21 protein-coding genes are annotated in these 23,560 nt (G+C 62.6%); 9 read left to right on the top strand and 12 right to left on the bottom strand.

Annotated features, from left to right (window positions below; translation table 11 throughout):
- Positions 1–29: 29 nt before the first annotated feature.
- Both SKA53_RS14795 and SKA53_RS14790 read right to left on the bottom strand, forming a co-directional pair.
- Positions 30–1,403 carry a TolC family outer membrane protein gene (locus SKA53_RS14795; protein WP_007206991.1) on the bottom strand — a complete coding sequence of 458 codons (1,374 nt, stop codon included), beginning with the start codon at positions 1,401–1,403 and terminating at the stop codon, positions 30–32.
- A 54-nt stretch (positions 1,404–1,457) separates the two neighbouring features.
- On the bottom strand, positions 1,458–2,084 hold the full coding sequence (locus tag SKA53_RS14790) for a protein-L-isoaspartate O-methyltransferase family protein (RefSeq protein WP_007206990.1): 627 nt from the start codon (positions 2,082–2,084) through the stop codon (positions 1,458–1,460).
- 300 nt (positions 2,085–2,384) lie between these two features.
- Here SKA53_RS14790 and purU point away from each other — a divergent pair, with 300 nt between their 5' ends.
- Positions 2,385–3,269: a formyltetrahydrofolate deformylase gene (purU, locus tag SKA53_RS14785; RefSeq protein WP_007206989.1), complete on the top strand. Its 885-nt coding sequence runs from the start codon at positions 2,385–2,387 to the stop codon at positions 3,267–3,269.
- Here the strand turns inward: purU and SKA53_RS14780 are convergent.
- The 4 genes from SKA53_RS14780 to SKA53_RS14765 are packed head-to-tail and all read right to left on the bottom strand — an operon-like array spanning position 3,266 to position 7,947.
- The gene (locus tag SKA53_RS14780; RefSeq protein ID WP_007206988.1) at positions 3,266–4,408 is read right to left on the bottom strand and encodes an OpgC family protein; all 1,143 of its coding nucleotides are present in this window, start codon (positions 4,406–4,408) and stop codon (positions 3,266–3,268) included. The two genes, purU and SKA53_RS14780, sit on opposite strands and share 4 nt — an antisense overlap.
- Complete coding sequence (gene mdoH / locus SKA53_RS14775; RefSeq protein ID WP_007206987.1) at positions 4,401–6,191, bottom strand: glucans biosynthesis glucosyltransferase MdoH; 1,791 nt, start codon at positions 6,189–6,191, stop codon at positions 4,401–4,403. Before mdoH ends, SKA53_RS14780 begins: the two co-directional genes overlap by 8 nt.
- Before the next feature lie 3 nt (positions 6,192–6,194).
- Positions 6,195–6,374 carry a hypothetical protein gene (locus SKA53_RS14770; RefSeq protein ID WP_007206986.1) on the bottom strand — a complete coding sequence of 60 codons (180 nt, stop codon included), beginning with the start codon at positions 6,372–6,374 and terminating at the stop codon, positions 6,195–6,197.
- Positions 6,367–7,947 carry a glucan biosynthesis protein gene (locus SKA53_RS14765; RefSeq protein ID WP_007206985.1) on the bottom strand — a complete coding sequence of 527 codons (1,581 nt, stop codon included), beginning with the start codon at positions 7,945–7,947 and terminating at the stop codon, positions 6,367–6,369. The genes SKA53_RS14770 and SKA53_RS14765 overlap by 8 nt, the downstream gene beginning before the upstream one ends.
- Positions 7,948–8,309: 362 nt before the next feature.
- Between SKA53_RS14765 and rsgA the strand changes: the two genes are divergently transcribed.
- Positions 8,310–9,347 carry a ribosome small subunit-dependent GTPase A gene (gene rsgA, locus SKA53_RS14760; RefSeq protein ID WP_007206984.1) on the top strand — a complete coding sequence of 346 codons (1,038 nt, stop codon included), beginning with the start codon at positions 8,310–8,312 and terminating at the stop codon, positions 9,345–9,347.
- 70 nt (positions 9,348–9,417) lie between these two features.
- Here rsgA and SKA53_RS14755 read toward each other — a convergent pair whose 3' ends face one another.
- On the bottom strand, positions 9,418–9,873 hold the full coding sequence (locus SKA53_RS14755) for a protein-tyrosine phosphatase family protein (protein WP_040483341.1): 456 nt from the start codon (positions 9,871–9,873) through the stop codon (positions 9,418–9,420).
- Between the two features lie 120 nt (positions 9,874–9,993).
- On the opposite strand from SKA53_RS14755, the gene SKA53_RS14750 reads away from it, so the two are divergent.
- From SKA53_RS14750 to recR, 3 genes are all read left to right on the top strand, one after another.
- Entirely contained in the window at positions 9,994–11,712 is a 1,719-nt protein-coding gene (locus SKA53_RS14750) for a DNA polymerase III subunit gamma/tau (RefSeq protein WP_007206982.1), read from the top strand.
- A gap of 60 nt (positions 11,713–11,772) precedes the next feature.
- Positions 11,773–12,117 (top strand): YbaB/EbfC family nucleoid-associated protein, encoded by a 345-nt coding sequence (locus SKA53_RS14745; protein WP_040483019.1) that lies wholly within the window; start codon positions 11,773–11,775, stop codon positions 12,115–12,117.
- 70 nt (positions 12,118–12,187) lie between these two features.
- Positions 12,188–12,781, top strand: a complete 594-nt coding sequence (recR, locus tag SKA53_RS14740) for a recombination mediator RecR (protein ID WP_007206980.1) — start codon at positions 12,188–12,190, stop codon at positions 12,779–12,781.
- 88 nt (positions 12,782–12,869) lie between these two features.
- On the opposite strand, the gene SKA53_RS14735 is transcribed toward recR, so the two are convergent.
- Positions 12,870–13,634 (bottom strand): DUF1013 domain-containing protein, encoded by a 765-nt coding sequence (locus tag SKA53_RS14735; RefSeq protein WP_007206979.1) that lies wholly within the window; start codon positions 13,632–13,634, stop codon positions 12,870–12,872.
- A 269-nt stretch (positions 13,635–13,903) separates the two neighbouring features.
- Complete coding sequence (locus SKA53_RS14730; RefSeq protein WP_007206978.1) at positions 13,904–14,677, bottom strand: alpha/beta hydrolase; 774 nt, start codon at positions 14,675–14,677, stop codon at positions 13,904–13,906.
- A 68-nt stretch (positions 14,678–14,745) separates the two neighbouring features.
- Between SKA53_RS14730 and SKA53_RS14725 the strand changes: the two genes are divergently transcribed.
- Complete coding sequence (locus tag SKA53_RS14725) at positions 14,746–16,224, top strand: NAD-dependent succinate-semialdehyde dehydrogenase (protein WP_007206977.1); 1,479 nt, start codon at positions 14,746–14,748, stop codon at positions 16,222–16,224.
- 23 nt (positions 16,225–16,247) lie between these two features.
- Here SKA53_RS14725 and SKA53_RS14720 read toward each other — a convergent pair whose 3' ends face one another.
- From SKA53_RS14720 to SKA53_RS14710, 3 genes are all read right to left on the bottom strand, one after another.
- Entirely contained in the window at positions 16,248–17,258 is a 1,011-nt protein-coding gene (locus tag SKA53_RS14720) for a serine hydrolase domain-containing protein (protein ID WP_007206976.1), read from the bottom strand.
- A 150-nt stretch (positions 17,259–17,408) separates the two neighbouring features.
- Positions 17,409–18,131, bottom strand: coding sequence for a hypothetical protein (locus SKA53_RS14715; RefSeq protein WP_007206975.1), 723 nt, complete (start codon positions 18,129–18,131; stop codon positions 17,409–17,411).
- Positions 18,132–18,207: 76 nt separating this feature from the next.
- Positions 18,208–18,795, bottom strand: coding sequence for a DUF1285 domain-containing protein (locus SKA53_RS14710; protein WP_007206974.1), 588 nt, complete (start codon positions 18,793–18,795; stop codon positions 18,208–18,210).
- Between the two features lie 69 nt (positions 18,796–18,864).
- On the opposite strand from SKA53_RS14710, the gene SKA53_RS14705 reads away from it, so the two are divergent.
- Genes SKA53_RS14705 through SKA53_RS14695 form a run of 3 tightly spaced genes read left to right on the top strand, consistent with a single transcriptional unit; the run spans position 18,865 to position 23,491 of the window.
- Positions 18,865–19,872, top strand: a complete 1,008-nt coding sequence (locus SKA53_RS14705; protein ID WP_007206972.1) for an AAA family ATPase — start codon at positions 18,865–18,867, stop codon at positions 19,870–19,872.
- Positions 19,869–20,738: a DUF58 domain-containing protein gene (locus tag SKA53_RS14700; RefSeq protein ID WP_007206971.1), complete on the top strand. Its 870-nt coding sequence runs from the start codon at positions 19,869–19,871 to the stop codon at positions 20,736–20,738. Before SKA53_RS14705 ends, SKA53_RS14700 begins: the two co-directional genes overlap by 4 nt.
- On the top strand, positions 20,738–23,491 hold the full coding sequence (locus tag SKA53_RS14695) for a DUF4159 domain-containing protein (protein WP_007206970.1): 2,754 nt from the start codon (positions 20,738–20,740) through the stop codon (positions 23,489–23,491). Before SKA53_RS14700 ends, SKA53_RS14695 begins: the two co-directional genes overlap by 1 nt.
- Positions 23,492–23,560 lie beyond the last annotated feature (69 nt).

The raw sequence follows: 23,560 nt of genomic DNA, 5'->3' as shown, positions 1-23,560 counted from the left end.
CGGAAAGGGCCTTGCATAACAACTGCGCGTTAATCCCGGCTTAATGCTTCAAGTACGCGGTCCAGCGCCTCGCCCTGCGGCGAAGCGGCCACGGGAGAGTTGTTGACAAGGTTGTAATAGGCGCTGACGTCATATTGCTGGACCGGCAGTTGCAGATGCTCGGCGGTCAGCAAGCCCATTGCGGCCAAGACGCTGTAAGATGCGATCACCTCGTCAACATCGGCGGCGATCCGGTTTGCCTGTGCGTCCAGCAATTCCTGCTCCGCATTCAGCACATCCAGCGTGGTCCGCGACCCAAGCGAGGCTTCTTCGCGCACGCCTTCAAACGCGATCCGCGCAGCGCTGACCTGTTGGTCGGAGGCCTGCGCCGACGCGCGCGCGACCTGCAACGCGGCATAGGCATTGGCGACACGTTGTTCGACCCCGAGCAGAGCAAGATGCAGACCTGCACGGCTGGCGTCACGGTTCGCCTGCAATTGGCGGATCTGGCTGGCAATTGCCCCGCCATTATAAATCGGGCCACCCAAGGACAGGCCGATCTGCGCGCTTTCGTTCCATTCGTCGTCAACGGCAACAAAACTGTTCAGCGACAGGCTCGGGCGCAAGGCCGCCTCGCCACGCTGGACGGCCAGTTCTGCCGCGGCGACGGAATGCTGCACTTGCAGCACGGCGGGGTGGTTGCGCAGGGCGAATGCCTTGGCGTCTTGCACCGATTGCAGCACAGGCGCGGGCGCTGCTGCGCCTGATCCACTGGGTACACGGCCCACAGCGGCGGTATATTCCGCGATCGACTGGGCAAGGTTGCCCTGTGCTGCCGCAAGCAGGCTTTGCGATCCGGCAAGCCGGGCCTGGGCAAGCGACACATCGGTGCGCGTCACCTCGCCCACGTCGAAACGGTCGCGCGCGGCCTGCAATTCTTGTGTGATCAGCCGTTGGTTGTTCTGGCGCAATTCAACAAATTCACGTTCGCGGCGCACGTTCATATAAGCCTGCACCGCGCGCAAAAGCACATCTTGTTCAATACCGCGCAAAGATTGGCGGGTACTGAGCACAATTTCTTTCTGGCTGTCGATCGCCAGCCGGTTCGCCCCGCCATCATAAAGCGTCAGCGACCCCGAAATGCGCGCCGTCGTCGATGTCGTGTCTTGCAGCGCCGATGTTTGCGCTGCCGCATTATACGTCCTGTTGGTGGCCATCGCCCAGTTGATCACCGGCAAGGTTGCCGCCACGGATTGCGCGACATTTTCATCAGCCGCACGCAGCAGGGCGCGGTTTTGATCCAGCAGCCCCGAGTTGGTATAGGCCGCGGTCAGTGTATCGGCCAATGTTTCTGCGCGCACGGCGGGTGCCGCGATCAGGGTCATCATCATGGCCACACCGGCAATTGCACTGCGTTTGATCATCTTGGTCCCTATCGTGTCACCAGTTACAGCCCAAATCAGGGCCAGTCGTTTCCGTCAAAGCGCAAAAGCCACAGGCCGTCGGAACCCGTCCAGCACCGGCGCGCCGGCATTAAAGCCGAATCGCCAGTTGACCGTGCCGTCCATCTTGTGGCCAACGCGCACCACGCCCAGCGCGCCTTCGGCAAACAGACAGACAACCCGCCCGCCTTCGCGCAATTGCGCCAGCAGATCATCGGGCAGATGTTCGACCGCCCCCTGCACCATGATCAGATCAAAAGGTCCCGATTTCGCCGATCCCGCCACCAGCGGGCCTGCCATGACGGCGGCATTGTCGATTCCATGTCCTGACAGCAGGCTCTGCGCTTCTTCGGCGCGGGCCGTGTCATCCTCGATGGCGACGACGAAATCACACAGGCTGGCAAGGATAGCGGTGGAATAGCCAAGCCCGCACCCGATATCGAGCGCCACATGCCCCGGCTGCACATCGGCCAGTTCCAGCATCTTGGCCAGCGTGCGTGGTTCCAGCATGATCCGGCCTTTGCCGATATCCAGGTTTTCGCCGACATAGGCCGCCTCGCGCAGATTGTCGGGTACAAAATCTTCGCGCGGGATGGTCAGCATCGCGTCGATGATCGGAAACCGGGTGACATCGGACGGGCGAACCTGTGTATCGACCATCATGGTACGGCGTGTGGTATAGTCAGTCAAAATCTAAACTCTTTCGTTTAGTTGCATTGTCGTTTCATGCCATATTCAAAGTCGTGCGGCAACGGTTGATCGCAGTTTTGCACCTGTCATGCCGCCCGTAGTCGTCAATGCCATATGTATCGTCGTGATCGCTATGGCGGGGTTAACAAAAGGGTGATCTTGAGAAAAAAACACGCCCTGCCGGACATCCTACGCCTTGTGCTGACCGCGGCAGGCATGACACGAAAAGACCCGACCACCGCAGACGTATTGTTTTATAGCCGAAAGCATCCCATGACCAAATTCGCCCTGACCGTCACCTGCGACAGCGCCCGTGGCATTGTTGCCGCCATAGCCGGCTTTTTGGCCGATCATGGCTGCAACATCACCGACAGTTCACAATTCGACGACACCGAGACCGGCAAGTTTTTCATGCGGGTCAGCTTTACCAGCGAAACGGGCGCAGCGCTGGACACGATCGCGGATGACTTCGGCGACATCGGCACGAGATTCGGCATGGCCTTCGCCTTTCACGACGAAGCGGTGCGCATGAAGGTCATCATCATGGTGTCGCGGTTCGGCCATTGCCTGAACGACCTGCTCTACCGCTGGCGCATTGGCGCGTTGCCGATCGACATCGTGGCGGTGATATCCAACCATATGGATTACCAAAAAGTCGTGGTGAACCATGACATCCCGTTCCATTGCATCCCCGTCACCAAGCAAAACAAGCCCGAGGCTGAGGCCCGCATCATGGATGTGGTCGATGCGACTGGCGCCGATCTGGTCGTGCTGGCGCGGTATATGCAGGTGCTGTCAGACCGGATGTGCCAGCAAATGTCGGGCAAGATCATCAATATCCACCATTCGTTCCTGCCCAGCTTCAAAGGGGCGAACCCTTATAAACAGGCCTATGAACGCGGCGTGAAACTGATCGGGGCGACATCGCATTATGTCACGGCCGATCTGGATGAAGGCCCGATCATCGAACAGGACATCGCGCGCGTGACCCATGCGCAATCGCCAGCCGATTACGTCAGCCTTGGCCGCGATGTCGAAAGCCAGGTCTTGGCCCGCGCGATCCACGCCCATATCCACCGCCGCGTCATGCTGAACGGCAACAAGACGGTGGTGTTCCCGGCCTCGCCGGGGTCCTATGCATCCGAACGCATGGGCTAGGGCAGAACCGCGCGCGGCTTGGGCCAGTATTGCTTGGCCGCCGCCAGCCCCAGCTGCGCCAGCACCCCGCCCGCGATCATCAGCGTGTCCAGCACGACATCCTGCCCCGTCACCGTCTTGACCGCCTGAATGGCAAAGGCCAGGACCGTGCCCAGCGCAAAGACCGGCAGCGCCTGCCGCCCCAGCAAGGCAAGAGGCGCTGTCACCCCCAGATGGCAGGCGCGCCTGACCGCGGCAAAGCTGGACAGAAAATAGGCCAGCGCAAGGATATGCAACAGGCGCGGTGCGGACAGATAGGTCTTGCTGAAACTGGTCATCACCCAAGGTGCGCCCGCATCCTGCGCCGCCTTTAGCCCGCCGCGCATGAAAGACGCGAAATCGGGCCATTGCATCCAGACCAGCGACAGCAACAAAAAGCCCCCCGTCAGCCATTGCAGCCACGGCAGGACCGGCACGAACCGCTCTGCCGCCTTATGCGCAATGCCGGTCAGCAGGCCGATCACGAACAGCAATTGCCATGACAACGGGTTCAGAAACCAGCCACCCTGCTGGGGATAGTTCGGAAAATTGACCCGCAGCAGCCCCGCCGCCAGCCAGACTGCGATGGACAGGCCCAGCACGACCAGCGGCCAGCGCAGCGCGCCCCAGATCACCGGCGGCACCAGCAGCAACAGCACCAGATACAGCGGCAGGATATTCACATAGCCCAGCTGATGCCCCAAGAGCGGCACCCCGATCAGAAAACCCAAAGGGTCTTTGACCAGCACCCAGATTCCGTGTTTGCGCATCATATCGGGCGCGCCGAACCACAGCGCCGCCGCAGCGGCGATGGCGAGCGCAACCACGGTGATCAGGATATGCACCTGATATATGGTCCAGACCCGCCGCAACACGCGGGCGATCCCCGTCAGCGGATCAGCCCGCCGGAAATAGCCGGAATAGGCGATGCCAGCAGCGATCCCCGACATCAAGACAAACCCTTCGGCCGCGTCTGAAAAACCGAAATTGCGGTTGGTCAGATTTTCCAGCCAGTTGCGCGGCGCATGGTTGATAAAGATCATCACCAACGCCAATCCACGAAACACGTCCAGCCTTGGGTCGCGGTCCGCTGTGGCGCGGCTGCCGATCATGTCAGACATAGTGCAAATTCCCTGACCAAAGCTCTGGTTCGTCATCTGTGCTGCCTGCCTGCCAGCCTTCCAGCACCGCCGCGCGCAAGCGCATCACCGGCGCAAGTGCTAAATCTTGCGGTGTCACAAATAGCCCCGGCGCACCGGGGTGCGATGTCCAGGCGATGATGAAAGGTGCGGCCACCATCGGCAGCGTGACTGGCAGGAACCACAACAACAGGTCCGGCGACAACACGGCGGCGAGCGTCAGACCAATCAAGCCGCAGGCCACAATCCAGTGACTGGCGGCAAAGGCATCCGCCAGCCGCAGCCGCCCGTCGCCGCGGTCATGCGCAGGCCAGCCGCCGTCGCGCCCCAGCAACACCTGAAACACCGACCGCGTCTGGTACAGCATGAAAATCGGTGCCGTGATCGACGACAACAGCAATTCGGACATCGTCGCCTGCGTCGCAGACCACCAGCCGCCGAACCCGCGCGCGCGCCCGCGTAGCACGGCATCGGCGCCGATCAACAGCTTGGGCAGGATCAGCAGGCCAAAAATGCCGATGACCAAGGCAAGGGCCAGCGTGGTCTGATCGGGCGGTGTCACCGGCAACGGCCAGTATTGGGTCGGAAAATACACGACCGGCGGGCCAAAGACAGGGGCCGCCACGCTTGCCAGCAGGAACGCCAGCCAGACAACAGACGCCAGATAGGCAAGGATGCCTTGCACAAAGACAAACCTGCTCCAGCCCCGCAGACCGGGGGCAAAGACCAGCCGCGCATGTTGCAGGTTGCCTTGGCACCAGCGCCGGTCGCGTTTGGCATGATCGACGATATTTTCCGGCCCTTCCTCGTAGCTGCCGTCCAGATCGTCATCCAGCCGGACATTCCAGCCCGCGCGCGCCAGCAGCGCCGCCTCGACGTAATCGTGGCTGAGGATATGACCGCCGAACGGGGGCTTGCCTGCCAGTTGCGGCAAGCCGCAACTTTGCGCAAAGGCGCGGGTGCGGATGATCGCGTTATGCCCCCAGAACGGGCCGGTGCGCCCTTGCATCATCGCAAGCCCGCGCGCGAAGACAGGCGAATTGAACGCCGCCGAAAACTGCATTGCACGGCCAAAGCGCGACCGCGCCCCGATGATCCGCGGCAAGGTCTGCAACAGCCCCAGATCAGGGTCCGCCTGCATCCTGCGGGTCATCTCGACCATGGTTGCGCCCTCGATCAGGCTGTCGGCATCAAGGATGATCGCAAATTCATAGGCCGCCCCGGACGTGCGGATGAAATCCGCGACATTGCCCGCTTTCTTGCCCGTGTTGCTGGCGCGGCGGCGATAGAAAATCCGCCCCTGCCCGTTGCTGTCACGCAGCAGACGCAAATACCAAAGCCGTTCACGCGCGGCGACCACATCGGTGCGGGTATCCGACAGGATCGCGATGTCGAAGGCGTCACCATGGCCGGTGGCGGCCAGCGACATATCCATCGCCGCGATCCGTGCAAAGGTGGTGACGGGGTCTTCTTCGTAAATCGGGACCAGCACGGCGATGCGGCCTTGCAATGGTGCGCTGCGGTCGATGACAGGCGCGCGCGCCCGCGTGGTCAGCCCCACAAAGGCCAGCATCGCCCCCCATGACAGCCAGAAGGTCGAGACCAGCAACAGACCGCTGCGCAGCATGTCGATCACATCCAGCCCGTCGGCGATACCAAAGCGCAGAAAAAACACGAAAGCGACAAGGCCCGCCGTCACGCTGACAGCCAAAGCAAACATGCGCCAAGCCGTCATATCGCGGTCATCGCGCGTAGAGTTTTGCATGATTTACTGGCCAGCCTTTGACATGAACAGGCCCAACAGGCGTGGCACCAGCCCATGCAGCACCCGCGCACCCGCCTGTTCGAGGTCCTGCCGCACCATCACCATCGGCGCATCAGGCAGCGCACCGATCGCGGCGATCATCCGTTCGATATCGGCATCATCACGGGGGGACATATCACGCATGCGGTCTGATCCACTGGTAAAGCCACGTTTCCGTCAACTTGCGATCATAACCCGCAACATGCGCAGAAAGTTCAACAAGCGGGCTGTCGGATTGCACATCCAGCACCACGCGCCACAGATCGCTATCGTCCACACGGGCCAGCGTGACCGCGACCAGATCGCCACCCACCACAGCCACCACAGGCGTCACTTCGGCGTCAGGCCCAAGGCGGGACAGCAAACCGCCCTTGAAATCAATCACGAATTTACGCTTGTTTTCGGGATTGACGACACCCGATACGCCGCCCGCACCGGCGCGGGTTTCCACCACATGCGCAAGATCGGCAGTGTCGTTTTCGGGCAGATCGCCCCAGCGCAGCCGGTACGCGAATTCACGCGTATCCCCTGCCGCAACTTTGCCTGCGGGGATGAAATAGGCGACGATATTATCCTCGACTTCCAGCGCGGTGGGGATCTCGACCAGCCGGACATGGCCTGCGCCCCAATCGCCCAGCGGCACCACCTCGAGCGAGGGGCGCATCTCGTAATGCGCGCCGGCATCAAGGTATTTGGTGAAATCGCGTTCGCGCTGGTGCAGGGCAAAGCTGACGGGGTTGTTTTCCACGAAATACGACCCCGCAAGACGGGACGGGTTGTTCAGCGGCCGCCAGATCACATCGCCGCCTTGCTGCACGATCCGCAGCCCGTCGCTGTCATGCACGCGCGGGCGGTAATCATCGAACCCCGCACGGTTGACGCCGTTGAACAAGAACATCGAGGTCAGCGGCGCGATCCCCAGTTCGGCCACATCGGCGCGAAAGAACAGGCGCGCGGTCACGTCCATCTCGGTCGTGTCACCGGGACGGATAACAAAGCGGTAGGCACCGCTGACGCTGGGGCTGTCAAGCAGGGCATAGACGGTGGTTTCGTCCTCGCCTTGCGTCGGGCGTTCCAGATAGAACCGCGTAAAACGGGGGAATTCCTCGGGCTGGGGGCCTGCGGTGTTCAGCGCCAGCCCCCGCGCGCTCAGCCCATAGCGGCTGTCGCGGCCAAGGGCGCGGAAATAGCTGGCACCCAGAAACGACACCAATTCGTCGAAACGCTCAGGATGGTTCAACGGCGTGTTCAGCCGGAAACCGGCAACGCCGGGCAATTGCGCATCCGCAGGCACGCGGTCGGCCAGATCGTTCAAATATTCGAAATCCGCCGTCGAAAACACCATCGGTGCCGCGATCAGGCTGTCCGCGTCATGTGTCAGCTCGAACAGTTTGACCGGTTCACCAAACAGCCAGCCGGTGTGAAACGCATGGACATGGAACGCAGCAGCGCTGTCAGCCCAGCGCGCGTGGTCCGCACGGAACCGGATCAGGCGGTAATCGTCGTAATCCAGCGCGCCAAGGAACCCTTCGGGGCGGGAGCCTGCGACAAAGGGGGCGGCGGCCTGCGCCTGCGCCATGTCTGACAGGATATCAAAAGAAAACGGCACGGGATCGACCACATCCTGCGCAATCACGCCGCTGGCCATCAGCGCGGCGGCTGTCGCTGCGCCGGATTTCAACAACTGACGTCTATTCATAAGTGTCGCAAAGGCCATTAGGGTCCCAGATCATGTGATTGCAAAAGAGGTGATCGCCGCGCGCTTCGGTGGTGCGGGGGCGATTGACGTCCATATTGCGGCAGTGCAGCAAAGCACAAGGTCAGACCATCCAACGCTTTGAAAATAGGCTTAATTCCGCCTGTTGTGGTTTGACGATGGTCTGGCCATGGCGTTGCCAGAGCGACATCTGGTCTGCGCCCCTTCTTGTATGGTTTGGGGAAAGCTGCGTACTTGCGCGGCGTGCAACGGGGTTGCAGCACCTGCCTGCGCTCCTTACGATACACCTGAACAGTCCCTAGGGGGCCGTCGGCACAACAAGAGGTCACTCCGATTACCGAAATTCGCCCAATCAGGCCGCTATGGTGACGGCCCTTACCGGGCTGGATGCGCTTGGCTGGCATGCGTTCCAGCAAAGGCAGCTGGGTCCAGATGATACCGACCTGACCCCTGCTCGCATCGCCAATGTGCATCGCGACCGCGTGGTGGCCCTGACGGCCGACGGGTCAATCGATCTGACGTTGGATCCAGGGCTGACGACAGCGGTGGTCGCGGTGGGGGATTTCGTGCTGTGCGCACCGGCGCAATACCGGCTGATCCGCGTGCTGGACCGGCAGACCGAATTGTCGCGCGGCACCGAATACCACACGGGCGACAAACAGCTGATCGCGGCCAATCTGGACACTTTGTTCATCACCACATCCTGCAACGCCGATTTCAACCCCGCGCGGTTAGAACGCTATCTGGCGTTGGCACATGATGCGGGCGTGCGTCCGGTGATCGTGCTGACCAAGGCTGACCAGACCGATGATCCGGCCGGTTTTGCAGATCAGGCACGCGCTCTGGGCCGTGATCTGGCGGTGCTGGCCGTCAATGCCAAAGCCGCCGATCTGCCTGCGCATTTCGCGCCATGGTGCGGACAGGGGCAGACCATTGCCTTTGCTGGTACGTCCGGTGTGGGCAAAACGACGATTGCCAATGCGCTGACCGGCGGCAATGCCGCGACCCGCGACATCCGCGACGATGACGCGCGCGGGCGGCATACGACGACAGGTCGGTCGCTGCACCGGATGCTGGCGGGGGGCTGGCTGATCGACACGCCCGGCATGCGCGGGCTGGGGCTGGCCGAGGTCGGTTTCGGCATCGACGCGACCTTTCCGGAAATCTCGGACCTGGCCGCGCAATGCAAATTCCGCGACTGCGCGCATGAGCGCGAACCGGGCTGTGCCGTGCAGGCCGCCGTTGCGGCTGGCGCAATCGACCCTGACAGGCTGGCGCGGTTCAAAAAGCTGAAATCCGAGAACACCCAAGCAACCGAGGCCATCGCACTGGCGCGCGACAAGGTCCGCAAACAGGGGCGCACCGCCAAAGGCAGCAAGAAGCCACGTCAGAAGTCCTGACGCAGGGCGGGGAAAAACTTTTGGGCCTCCGGCGGGGATATTTGCGCTCCAACGATGATGAGCGTGGCGGCTAACCTTTGGCCCAAGCAAGTTGCGCCTCGGTTTCCACCGCACAGGGACGCCGCGCGCGCAGGCGGGTCAGGGCGGCGTCCGCATCTTCGCCTGCTGCGATCATCAGGCGCAGCGCCATCATGCCCGACCGCCCGCAACCGCCCCGACAATGCGTCAGCACCTTGCCGCCCGCGCGCAGCACATCCAGTGCGGCGGTTTCGATTTCGGTGATATCGGGCGTGGCGGGCGTGCCGTAATCCACGACCGGCAGGTGGTGCCAATCAACCCCCGCCGCGCGCAGCACCCTGCCCAGATCACCTGCGCCAAGGCGGTCCATCTCGTCCTGTCCGGTCATCGTCACGACCAGATCGGGGTGCCAGTCCAGCAGCACCTGCAGCCCCTGCCCCAGCGGCAAGGGCGACAGGGCCAGCGTGCCATGCGCGACGGGCAGGGCGTAAATCTCGAAATCTGGCATCGGCGTATCCTTGTTTGTCAGCACCCTGCCCGACGGCGCGCGCAGCGGCAACAGCTTGGTGGACCTCTGGCGCGCGTGGCCCTAGGCTGTGGCATCGCCCGAATCCTGCCAAAGGCCGCCATGACCGATCAACCCCGCTATCAAGTGCTGGCCCGCAAATACCGGCCCGAAACCTTTGCCGATCTGGTCGGGCAGGATGCGATGGTGCGCACCCTGCGCAATGCCTTTGCCGCCGACCGGATCGCGCAGGCCTTTATGATGACCGGCATCCGCGGCACCGGCAAAACCACGACCGCGCGGATCATCGCCAAGGGGATGAATTGCATCGGCCCTGACGGCACCGGCGGGCCGACCACCGACCCTTGCGGTACCTGCGAACATTGCGTGGCGATCATGGAAGGCCGGCATGTCGATGTGATGGAAATGGACGCCGCATCGCGCACCGGCGTGGGCGATATCCGCGAGATCATCGATTCGGTGCATTACCGTGCCGCATCGGCCCGCTATAAGATCTATATCATCGACGAAGTGCATATGCTGTCGAAAAACGCTTTCAATGCGTTGCTCAAGACGCTGGAAGAACCGCCCGAACATGTGAAATTCATCTTTGCCACGACCGAGATCCGGCAGGTGCCGGTCACTGTCCTGTCGCGTTGCCAGCGGTTTGATCTGCGCCGGATCGAACCCGAAACCCAGATCGCCCTGCTGCGCAAGATCGCCACTGCCGAGGGGGCGCAGATCAGCGATGACGCGCTGGCGCTGATCACCCGCGCCGCCGAAGGCTCGGCGCGCGATGCGCAATCGCTGCTCGATCAGGCGATCAGCCATGGCGCGGGCGAAACCAGCGCCGCACAGGTCCGCGCCATGCTGGGGCTGGCCGACAGGGGCCGCGTGCTGGATCTGTTCGACATGATCCTGCGCGGACGTGCTGCCGATGCGCTGACCGAACTTTCGGGCCAATATGCCGATGGCGCTGATCCCATGGCCGTGCTGCGCGATCTGGCCGAGGTCTGTCACTGGGTCAGCGTGGTCAAGATCACGCCTGATGCCGCCAACGACCCCACCATCGGCCCCGATGAACGCGCCCGCGGTCAGGCCATGGCCGAGGGTCTGCCAATGCGCGTGCTGTCGCGGATGTGGCAGATGCTGTTGAAAGCGCTGGAAGAGGTCGCAATGGCCCCCAATGCCATGATGGCCGCCGAAATGGCCGTGATCCGGCTGACGCATGTGGCCGACCTGCCCAGCCCCGACGATCTGGTGCGCAAGCTCAGGGATGCGACGCCACCGCCGACAGGGCCTGCGCCACGCAGCGCGCCCACCCCGCCAACAGGCGGCCCCAGTGCGCGCAGCGTGGTCTCAACCGGCGGCGCACAAACCGCCACAGCGCTCGCCCCCGACGCCCTGCAACATTACGCCCGCTTCGAAGATGTGGTGCAGCTGATCCGCCACCACCGCGATGTCAAACTGCTGGTCGAGGTCGAAACCGGCCTGCAACTGGTCTCCTATCAACCCGGGCGGATCACCGTGCAACCAACCGCGGATGCCGCCCCCGATCTGGTGGGCAGGCTGGGTGCGCGGCTCCAGCTATGGACCGGCAATCGCTGGACGATCACGGTGGTCAGCGACGGCGGCGCGCCCACCATCGCCCAGACCCGCGACGCCGCTGAAACCAGCCTGCGCGATCAGGCCAGCGCCCATCCGCTGGTGCAGGCCGTGATCGCAGCCTTCCCCAAGGCGCGCATCACCGACATCCGCACCGCCGCCAGCAAGGCGCAAGAGGCCGAAGCCGAGGCGCTGCCCGAGGTCGAAGACGAATGGGACCCGTTCGAGCAGGATTGATCCGCTTGCCCGCGCGCGCCCAAAGACCTATCTGAGGATAAACCAATAAGGAGAGATCCGATGCTCAAAGGATTAGGCGGCCTTGGCGATATGGCCAAGATGATGAAACAGGCGCAGGACATGCAGGGCAAGATGGCCCAGATGCAAGAAGACCTCGACCATATCATGGTCGAGGGTGTCAGCGGCGCAGGTCTGGTCAAGGCCACGGCGACCGCCAAAGGCGAATTGAAAAGCCTCGACATCGACCCCTCGATCTTTAACGGCGAGGACAAGGAAGTGGTCGAAGACCTGATCCTTGCCGCGATCAAGGATGCGCAATCCAAGGCAGCCGAACGCAGCCAGCAGGAAATGGGCAAGATGGCCGAGGCGATGGGCCTGCCTGCGGGTATGAAACTGCCCTTCTGACCGCATCTTCCGCGCCCAAGTATCCCCGCCGGAGGCCGCAAAGTTTTTGGCCCACCACGCAAAGGCCCCCATGGCACACGGCACCGAAGACCTTGACCACCTGATCGCGATGATGGCGAAACTGCCGGGGCTGGGGCCACGCTCGGCACGCCGCGCCGTGCTGCATATGATCAAGAAACGCAATCTGGTGCTGCTGCCCTTGGCCGATGCCTTGCAAAAGGTCGGATCGACGGTGCGTGAATGCCTCAATTGCGCAAATATCTGCACCAGTGACCTTTGCGACATCTGCCTGTCGGACAAACGCGCCACAGGCCAGATCGCCGTGGTCGAAGACGTGGCCGACCTATGGGCGATGGAACGCTCGGGCGTGTTCAAAGGGCGCTATCATGTGCTGGGCGGCACGCTGTCAGCACTCGATGCGGTCGGGCCGGACGAATTGCGCATCCCCAAGCTGATCGACAGGATCGCCGCCGAAAACGTGACCGAGGTGATCATCGCGCTGGGGGCCACGATCGACGGGCTAACCACCGCGCATTATATCGCCGACCAACTCCCCGGTGTGAGCGTTACCTCGCTGGCGCAGGGGGTGCCTGTGGGCGGAGAGCTGGATTATCTTGACGATGGCACGATCACCGCCGCGCTGAACGCGCGCAAGGCGCTCTGACACCGTGGCCATTCTGGCCTGCAACGCGTGACCAACGCAAAACGCGCGCCCCAAGGGACGCGCGTTTTTCATTCGGACCAAGGCCAGATCAGCGGTGGTCGTCATCATCCTCGTCGTCATCATCGGGCAGGTTGAAAAAGCTGTCCGCATCCTTGACGTCGCGGGTGTCTTCTTCGTCTTCAGCATCATCGCGCTGATCGCTAAAGCTGAATGTCTCAAGCCCGGCCATCGCGGTTGGCATCTTGGGTTCAGGCGCCATGCCCAGCGATGTTTCGGTGCTGACCAGCTTGCGGCGTTCGTCGTCGGTCATCGCGCCGCCTTCGCGGGCTTTCTTGGCATTGGCCTTTTGGACAGCAGCGTCCAGCTCGGATTGCTTGCACAGGCCAAGTGCGACCGGATCAATCGGATCAAGGTTGTTGATGTTCCAATGCGTGCGTTCACGGATCGCAAGGATCGTGGGCTTGGTGGTGCCGACCAGTTTCGCGATCTGCGCATCGGACAATTCGGGGTGGAATTTCACCAGCCAATAGATCGACGCCGGACGGTCCTGCCGCTTGGACAAAGGCGTGTAACGCGGGCCACGGCGCTTTTCCTCGCCTGCGGCGGCGGCATAGAACTTGAGCTTCAGCTTATAGGCCGGATCAGCCTCGCCCTTGGTGATTTCGTCTTGCGTCAGCTGGTTGTTGGCCACAGGGTCAAACCCCTTGACGCCGACAGCCACGTCGCCATCGGCGATGCCCTGCACCTCGAGTTCGTGAAACCCGCAGAATTCCGCAATCTGTTGAAAGGTCAGCGTGGTGTTGTCGCAAAGCCAGACGGCAGTCGCCTTGGCCATGATTGGTTTATCAGACATCTTTGGTCTCCTGATCTGACGGACAAGCCTTACCCAAGCCCTTGCAGGGGCAGACCGCATGGGCCGGGTTCACATTGTCGGGGAACTTGGCAGTCTTATAGGCGTGGCAAGCGCAAGAGGAAAGATCAAAAATCCGCGCAGCGCCCTTGCACGACTGCACTGCAACGCAGCCTCACACGGTCGGCAGGCGCAGGTCTGCATCTTGCAACTTCTTTTTTCCAAAAATACTCCCGCCGGAGGCATTCACATTCCAGCGGAATGTGAAACAATCACGCCAGCACAGCGCGGGTCAGGTCGCTGTCGGGCAGACCAAGGTCCTCAATCACATCAAAGTGATGGCGCAGCGGCACCGTAACCAGCGGCGCGGCCCATGCCTGCGCCAGCAAATCGGCCTGTTCCAGAAAAACAGGGCGTTCTGCACCGCCGACCCAGACGGTCACCGGACAGGGGGGCGGCGGCAGATGCACGGGACTTTCGGCCTGCGCGATGGCGGGGGTGATGCCCAGATCCTTGTTCATCGAGGTCCGCATCAACGGGGCCAGATCAGCAACCGGCGAGACCGGCACGACACAGGCCACGCGCTGCTGCCAGTCCGCGCCATCGCGCGGCGCCATCACGCGGGCCACCAATTGCCCGCCCGCCGAATGCCCGACCAGCCGGACCGGCCCCGGCACGCGCCGCGCGATCACATCGATGGCGCGCGCGATCTGGTCACCGATCTGCGCGATGCCGACCGTGGGGCAAAGATCATAAGACGGCATCGCCACCGCCCAGCCCTGCGCCAGCGGCCCCGCCGCCAGATGCGACCAATAGGATTTGTCGAACCGCAGCCAATAGCCGCCATGCACGAAAATCACGACCCCGCGCGCCAGCCTGTCCGGGTGGAACAGATCGAACCGCAGCCGGTCGGTTTCGCCGTAATCCAGATCCAGCTCGCAGCGCGCGGCACTGCGGAACGCGGCGGCCTGCGCCGCCCAGCGATCGGGATAATCGGCACCACCCGGAATATGGGCCGCATTCGCATAAGCATCATCGAGTTCCATCTGCCGGTCCCCCCTTTACCTTTGCCCCATACAGGGGCCACATTGGGCGAAAGTCAAAGGAGACTATCATGCTTGATGAAACGACCAACCTGAAATCCATGCTGCGCCGTCCCGATCTGGTCTGTGACGCCGCGTTTGTCGGTGGCGAATGGAAACAGGCCGCCAGTGGGGCGACCTTTGCCGTTATGAACCCCGCACGCGGTGACGTGATCGCGCATGTCCCTGACCTCAGCCGCGCCGAAGTCGCCCAAGCGATTGACGCCGCGCAAAAAGCACAAAAACCATGGGCCGCCCTTGCCGCCAAGGACCGCGCCAAGGTGCTGCGCAAATGGTACGACCTGATGATGGAAAACCAAGAAGATCTGGCGATCATCATGACGTCGGAACAAGGCAAACCTTTGGCCGAAGCGCGCGGCGAAGTCGCCTATGGCGCGTCTTTCGTGGAATGGTTCGGCGAAGAGGCCAAACGCGTCTATGGCCAGACCATCCTCGGCCATATGGCCGACAAACGCATCGCCGTGATCAAGCAGCCCATCGGGGTGGCCGCCGGGATCACGCCTTGGAATTTTCCCAATGCGATGATTGCGCGCAAAGTCGCTCCTGCACTGGCTGCTGGCTGCGCCTTCGTCGTGCGCCCTGCCTCGCTGACCCCTTTGTCGGCGCTTGCCATGGCGAAACTGGCCGAAGAAGCGGGCGTACCAAAGGGGCTGTTTTCGGTCGTGACCTCGAACTCCGCGTCAGAGATCGGCAAGGAATTCTGCGAAAACCCGATCGTGCGCAAACTGACCTTTACGGGATCGACCGAAGTGGGGCGCATCCTTTTGAAACAGGCCGCCGATCAGGTGATGAAATGTTCCATGGAACTGGGCGGCAACGCGCCTTTCATCGTGTTCGATGATGCGGATCTGGACGCCGCCGTTGAAGGGGCCATCGCGTGCAAATTCCGCAACAACGGCCAGACCTGCGTCTGCGCCAACCGGATCTATGTGCAAAAAGGGGTCTATGACGCCTTTGCTGCCAAGCTGAAGGTCGCGGTTGAAAAACTGCGCGTCGGTGACGGGTTGGCCGATGGTACCACGCTTGGCCCGCTGATCGAACCGGCAGCGATCAAAAAGGTGCAGGAACATCTCGACGATGCCCTGTCCAAAGGTGGCAAGGTCCTGACGGGGGGCAAGGTGCATGATCTGGGCGGACAGTTCTTTGAACCGACCATCGTGACCCATGCGACCAAGGATATGCTGGTCAGCACCGACGAAACATTCGGACCCTTTGCCCCCTTGTTCATGTTCGAGGATGAAGACGACGTGATCTTTCAGGCCAATGACACGATCTTTGGCCTTGCGTCCTATTTCTATGCCAAGGATCTGTCGCGCGTGACCCGCGTCGCCGAGGCGCTGGAATATGGCATCGTTGGCGTGAACACCGGCCTCATCTCGACCGAGGTCGCCCCGTTTGGTGGCGTCAAGCAATCGGGTCTGGGGCGCGAAGGGTCATCGCATGGCATGGATGATTACATGGAGATGAAATACATCTGCACGGGTATCTGACGTCGGGCGGGGCTTGCCCCGCCTTACCCCAACTGCCGGCGCGCGACGGGGATCACATCATCCTCAATCAACCGCATGATATCGCCGAAATGTCCGCCCGACCGCGCGGGCAGGTTCGGGTCAGATGTCAGCGCCAGCGTGGTTTCCAGCGCCGGCACGGTGCAAATGACCTGCCCGCCATAGCCGCGCGCCAGCGCATAATCGACACCCGCCGCCTGCCCCAGAAACCAGCCATAGCCATAGCTGAGGCCCGAGAACTGTGACCTTGTCCGCGGCTCCAGCGACCGCGCGACCCAATCGGCAGACAGCACCTGCGCGCCGTCATACTGGCCGCCCATGCGGTACATCTCGCCAAACCGCGCCATGCCATCCAGCGTCAGCGCCATTTCATTGCCACCCAGATAGCGCCCCTGCGGATCGCGGGTCCATGCGGGGATTTCGATGCCCAAAGGTGCGCCAAGGCGCGCGCGCGCAAGATCCAGCAAGGACCGCCCCGACACTTCGGACAGCACCGCACCCAGCACATGAAACGACCCCGTGGAATAGAGCATCTGCGCCCCCGGTTCCGCCACGAATGGCCGCGATAACGCATTGGCAACCCAGTTGCGGCTGTTCACCCAAGCCCCGTAATTGCCCCCCGACGTGCGTTCCAACCCCGCCTGCATGGTGACAAGGTTTTCCACAGTGATCCCCGCCACACGCGGATCGGCCCCGGCAGGGATCAACTTCGGCGCAACCTCGCCCAATGTCGCCGCGAGCGAGGGCAATTCGCCCCGATCCAACGCCGCCCCCGTCAAGGCCGCGACGATGGTCTTGGACACCGATTTCACTGGCACCGCAGCGCCCAGCGACGGCCCGCGAAACGCCTGCGACAAAACCTCTGCCCCCGACTGGCGGATCACGATGGCGCGGCACTGGTCAAGCGCGCGCGCACTCTCGGCCACAGCGGCCCAAGGGTCCGATTGTGCGATCAGCGGCGTTCCGACCATGGCCGCAGCCCCCAACAAGACAGCGCGGCGTCCCAGCATCGGCATGGCAGATCCTTTTGTTGCTTGAACCAAGGATAAGTCAGGGCGCGGGAGGTGCCAGTTACATTTGCGTGTGTGTGGGGGGATGAACCGTCAGCTACCAGGTACAGAAGTTGGTTTATGGAGAGAAGCGGTTACTCGATTTCTGCTTCCCTGTCAGCTTTTCTTTGCGATCGTTTCGAGGGCAGTCACCATTCGCATCTCTGGAGACTTGCTTGCACCTAGTCCGCGTAACTCGCGGACATCGATTGTGAACTCGCTCTCGTACTTACCACCGGCGAGGTCTTCATATGACAGCCTAGCCTGAAAAGGAGGCAAAGGATGTTGCGGCTTCTCCCTATCGATTTGCCCAGAACACTCTTGCCCCAAAAGGAACCATCCCAATGCAAAATCTAACGCTATCGAGTTTCCTTGTAGGATTACCGCAAATGGATGGTGCGGTTTGAATATTTGGCGCAGGTAGTTCCGCTTCGGGCGGTCGTCATTATCGTCGTCAGGTTCATCAACATCGAGAAGAACGTTGAGGGCCGCTCCAGCGCCAACATTTGTAACATTGAAGGTAATCAATTCTCGAGCATCTGATCGTTGACCAAGATGGACAATCAAAACTGGATCAGTGCTGGCTTCGCGCGCCCGACGCTGCTCCAGTAGTGCGTAAGCTGCGAAGTATGTTGAGCCTGCCGCAACCAATAACGAAATAATCAGCGGTGCAATATGCAGGTATTCAGACCGATCTTTAACACCAGCAAAAAACTCAAATGCGATGAATGCAAGAACAACACCCAAGACACCCAAGGTTATACCAAAGGCAAGACGTCCATCGCCCCTGAAAGCTCCTTTCGCTTCGTCCTTGTCGTGTCGGATAGTGTATTTTTTCATCTACTGTTCATTAGCATGATCCGAGGATGGCGCAATGACTGCGAGGTGCTCAAAGCCGTCATACAGCGTTCGCTCCCTACCCCAACTCCGCCGAAGGAATGATCGCAAAGAACGCGCCCTGCGACCGCACGCCGAACCAACGCTCGCCCTCGTGCTCGGCATGTTCGCCCAGATCGACCAGCCGGTAGAACGACTTGCGGTCGATCAGCGCCTCCAGGTTCGCGCGGACCAGCACATAGGGTGACGGCTCTGCGGTTTGCGGATCGCGCATCACGCGGATCGGGGTGTCGGGGCCAGCGGTGACGGTATCGCCCACATTGGTGGTAAAAATCAGCCCGTCACCGTCGCGGTCCACATCCACCGCGACGAAAGGCGCGTCATCGACTGTGATGCCCACCTTTTCGACCGGTGTGACCAGCACATAATCATCCCCGTCGCGCCGCAGGATGGTCGAAAACAGCCGCACCAGCGCGGGCCGCCCGATGGGCGTGCCCATGTAAAACCACGTCCCGTCGCGCGCGATGCGCATGTCGATATCCCCGCAATGTGGCGGGTTCCACAGATGGACCGGCGGCAATCCGCCTTTTGGACCGGCTTTTTGCGCGGCAAGCACGCTTTGGGCCAGTCCTTCGGCGGTGGGGGCAACAATCTTTTGTGTGGTCATTCTTTTGCCATTGGGATCATCAGGATTATCTGTTCTCTTGCAGCATATAGGTAATCCAAGGGGAAAGTCATGGCCGACGACGCCGATCTTGTCGCACAGATAGACGCACTGGGTGCAAAACTGGGTGCCGCGCGCGACAGTATCGCCGCCCGTTTCATCGGCCAGCGCCGCGTCGTGGACCTGACATTGTCGGCGCTGGTCTGCGGTGGCCATGCGGTGCTGATCGGCCTGCCCGGCCTTGGCAAGACGCGGCTGGTGGATGCTTTGTCCACCGTCATGGGCCTGCAGGGCAACCGTATCCAGTTCACGCCTGACCTGATGCCAGCGGATATTCTGGGCTCTGAAGTGTTGGAAACAGCCGCCGACGGCAGCCGTGCGTTCCGGTTTATCGAAGGGCCTGTGTTCTGCCAGTTGCTGATGGCCGATGAAATCAACCGCGCCAGCCCCCGCACGCAATCGGCGCTGCTGCAGGCGATGCAAGAAAAAGAAGTGACCATCGCAGGCCAGCACCGTCCGCTTGGCGTGCCGTTCCATGTGCTGGCCACGCAAAACCCGCTGGAACAGGAAGGCACCTATCCCCTGCCAGAGGCGCAGCTTGACCGGTTTCTTGTCCAGATCGACGTGCCCTACCCCGACCGGCAGACCGAAAAAGACATCCTGATCGCCACCACAGGCACCGAGGATGCGCAGGTCAAGCCCGTGTTCAGCGCGGGCGAACTTCTGGCCGCGCAAGCACTGCTGCGCCGGATGCCGGTGGGCGAACATATCCTCGAGATGATCCTTGATCTGGTGCGCGCCTGCCGTCCCGATGATGCGACCGCCCCCGATGTAATCCGCCAAAATGTCAGCTGGGGCCCCGGCCCGCGTGCCGCACAGGCGCTGATGCTGACGGTGCGCGCCTCGGCCTTGCTCGATGGCCGCTTGGTCCCATCGGCAGAGGATGTGCGCAACATGGCAGTGCCGGTGCTGGAACATCGCATGGCGCTGTCCTTTGCCGCCCGCGCGCGCGGCGAGGATGTGCAATCCATCATCAACGAGGTCGCAGGCCAGATTACACGGGTCACAGCGGCGGCATGACAACAGCGCTGACGCTCCGGTCGCAGGCGGAAACGCTTGCCGCGCATCTGCCGCCCCTGCTGGCCGAGGCAGAGCATCTGGCCGCGACCGTCCTGCTGGGCGACCACGGGCGCAGGCGGGCGGGCACCGGCGATACGTTCTGGCAATACCGCCCTGCACAGACCCATGATGCCGCGCGCAGCATAGACTGGCGCCGATCGGCAAGGTCGGATGCGCGCTTTGTGCAGGACAAGGAATGGCAGATCGCGCAATCAGTGATCCTTTGGGTCGATCAGGGCGCGTCTATGGGTTTCGCGTCCGACGATCACGCGACCAAGGGTGATCGCGCGCGCATTCTGGCGATGGCGCTGGCGGTGTTGCTGATCCGCGGCGGGGAACGCGTCGGGCTGACCGGTCTGCGCCTGCCACCACGGCGCGGAGGCGCGCAATTGCAACAGATGGCGCAGATTCTGTCCGAACAGGCCGCGACCGACCACGGATCACCCGATGCGACCGGCCTGTTGCCGCATGCGCGCGCGCTGTTTGTCAGCGACTTTCTGGGCAATATCGACGGGGTGCGCGACGCGCTGGCCCGCGCCGCGGATCGCGGTGTCAAAGGCGCGCTGCTGCAGGTGCTTGACCCACAGGAAGAGGTATTTCCGTTTGACGGGCGCACGATCTTTCAATCCATGACCGGCAGCGTCCAGCACGAGACGCTGCGCGCCCGCGATCTCAAGTCACGCTATCTGGACAGGTTGGCGGCCCGCAAGGTCGAGCTGGCGCAGCTTGCGCGCATGACTGGCTGGCAGTTTCACACCCATCATACCGGCCAGTCGGCAACACAGGCGTTGCTGTGGCTTTATGGCGCGCTGGAAAGGCGGCGCTGATGTTTATGATCGGACCCATCGGATTTGCAGCCCCGATGCTGCTGCTGGGGCTGATCGCCCTGCCGATCCTTTGGATAGTGCTGCGCGCTGTGCCGCCTGCCCCCGTGCGGCGCCGGTTCCCCGGTGTGGTGCTGCTGCTGGGTCTGAGCGATGACGAAAGCCAGTCCGACCGCACCCCATGGTGGCTGCTCTTGTTGCGTCTGCTGGCCATCGCGGCTGTCATTGTCGGCTTTGCCGGCCCCGTGCTGAACCCGCAACAGGCCCGCGACGGGCGCGGTGATCTGGTGATCGCCCTTGATGGCACATGGGCGGGCGCGCCCGACTGGCAGGCGAAAAGCGACCGTGTGGCGGCGCTGTTGACCGAGGCGTCCGTCAACGAACGCCGCGTCGCCGTGGTGACGCTGACAGACCTGCCACTGGCCGAGCCCTTGCCCTTTGCGCCACCCAGCGCATGGCAGGACCGGTTGGCGAACCTGCAACCCCAGCCGTGGCAACCCGCCGATGCCGCCGCCTATTTTGCGGATCAGGGCGGGTTTGAGACCTATTGGATCAGCGACGGGTTGGATTATCCGGGCCGCGACGACCTGCTCTCCGCCTTCGAGGCGGCGGGCAATGTGACCGTGTTCCAGACCCCACGTCAGGTGACCGGCCTGCGCCCCGCACGCTATGAGGACGGCGAGGTCCGTGTGAGCGCGACGCGCACCCCCATCGGCGCGCCAAGCGATACAACCGTCACCGCCATCGGCCTTGATCCCGCAGGCGTGGAACGGGCGCTGGCCAATGTGCCGCTGACATTCGCGGCGGGGCAAGAGGTGGCGGAAGCCACGCTCGACCTGCCGCCTGAATTGCGCAACCGGATCACGCGCTTCGAATTGACCGGCACGCGGTCTGCCGCCGCCGTCAGCCTTGGCGACGATGCCCTGCGCCGGCGCGAGGTGGCGCTGATCGCAGGGCGCGACATACGCGAAGGGCTGGACCTGTTGTCACAGCTTTTCTATCTGCGCGAGGCGCTAGAGCCGACCGCAGACCTGATCGACGGTGATCTGGCCGATGTGCTGCTGGCCAATCCCGATTTGATCGTGCTGGCCGATGTCGCGATCCTGACCGATATCGAGGCGCAGGGCATCGTCGATTGGGTCGATCAGGGTGGGCTTCTGTTGCGGTTCGCGGGGCCGCGTCTGGCCGCCTCTGACGTGGGCCGCAGCGCCGAGGACCCATTGTTGCCCGTGCGCCTGCGCGACGGCGGGCGCAGCGTCGGTGGCGCGATGAGCTGGGGCGAACCCAAAGCGCTGGCCCCCTTTGCCACCGACACGCCGTTCTTTGGCCTGACCATCCCCGAGGACGTGACCGTCACCAGTCAGGTCATGGCGCAACCCGACCCGACGCTGGCTGAGCGCGTGATCGCGCAGCTGGCCGATGGCACGCCGCTGGTCACACGCAAGTTCAGCGGTGACGGACAAATCGTGCTGGTCCATGTCACGGCGAATGCCGAATGGTCGAGCCTGCCATTGTCCGGCCTTTTCGTGCAGATGCTGGAACGGCTGGCCGTATCGAGCCGCCCTGCCGCGCCTGAGGCCGCAGAACTGGCAGGCACGGTATGGCAACCGCAGGAATTGCTTGATGCCTACGGGCGTTTGCAGGACGGACGCGATCTGGCCGGTGTCGCGGGCGAGCTGCTGGGCGCTGGCGTCACCGGACCGCAATTGCGCCCCGGGCTTTACGCCACGCGCGACCGCCAGATCGCGGTCAATGTGATCGGGCCGGATACGGTGCTGACCCCTGCGGGCTGGCCTGCGCGGATCGCTGTTGAAGGGATGGACGTCCTGCGTGCCACGGCGCTCAAAGGCTGGCTTTTGGGCGCAGCACTGGCGCTGTTGCTGGTCGATATCATCGCGTCACTGGCCGTGGGGGGCCGTCTGCGCGGGCCGCGCGCGGATGTGGCGGTGGCCCTGATGCTGGCGCTGGCCCTTGCCCCAAAGGCGCAGGCCCAAACCCCCGAGGATTTCGCCATCCAGGCCACCTCCGAGGTGGTGCTGGCCCATGTGCTGACCGGCGATCCGCAGGTTGACGAAGTGACGGCCGCGGGCCTGTTGGGCCTGTCGCAGACCTTGTTCCGGCGCACATCAATCGAACCTGCCGCCCCGATGGGCGTGAATATCGAAACCGACGAACTGGCGTTCTTTCCGTTTCTGTACTGGCCCGTCACGGCCGATCAGCCGCTGCCCAGCCGCGACGCCTATGGCAAGCTGAACCGCTATCTGCGCAGCGGCGGGATGATCCTGTTCGACACCCGCGACGCCGATACCGCGCGGTTCGGGTCAGGCTCGCCCGAAGGGGCGCGTTTGCAGGCGATTGCGCGGTCGCTGGATATTCCGCGCCTTGCACCGATCCCGCCCGACCATGTGCTGACGCGCACGTTTTATCTGTTGCAGGATTTTCCGGGCCGCCACGCCAGCCGCGATGTCTGGGTCGAGGCCGCCCCTCTGGATGCGGTGCAGATCGACGGGATGCCGTTTCGCAATCTCAACGACGGGGTGACGCCGGTGGTGATCGGCGGCAATGACTGGGCGCGCGCTTGGGCTGTGACGGCGAACGGCGCGCCGATGTTCCCTGTCGGGCGCGGCGCGGCAGGCGAACGCCAGCGTGAAATCGCGCTGCGGTTTGGCGTCAACCTGATCATGCATGTGCTGACCGGGAATTATAAATCAGATCAGGTGCATGTGCCGGACCTGCTTGACCGGCTCGGGCAATGAGAATGCGGCTGATCTTGACCTGTCAGATGTCACGACATCTGACGCCTCCGGCGGGGATTAACGTGAATT

Source organism: Yoonia vestfoldensis SKA53 (genome assembly GCF_000152785.1).
Classification (GTDB): domain Bacteria; phylum Pseudomonadota; class Alphaproteobacteria; order Rhodobacterales; family Rhodobacteraceae; genus Yoonia; species Yoonia vestfoldensis_A.
The sequence above is the reverse complement of the archived record's forward strand: the minus strand, read 5'-3'. Positions and strand labels throughout refer to the sequence as shown.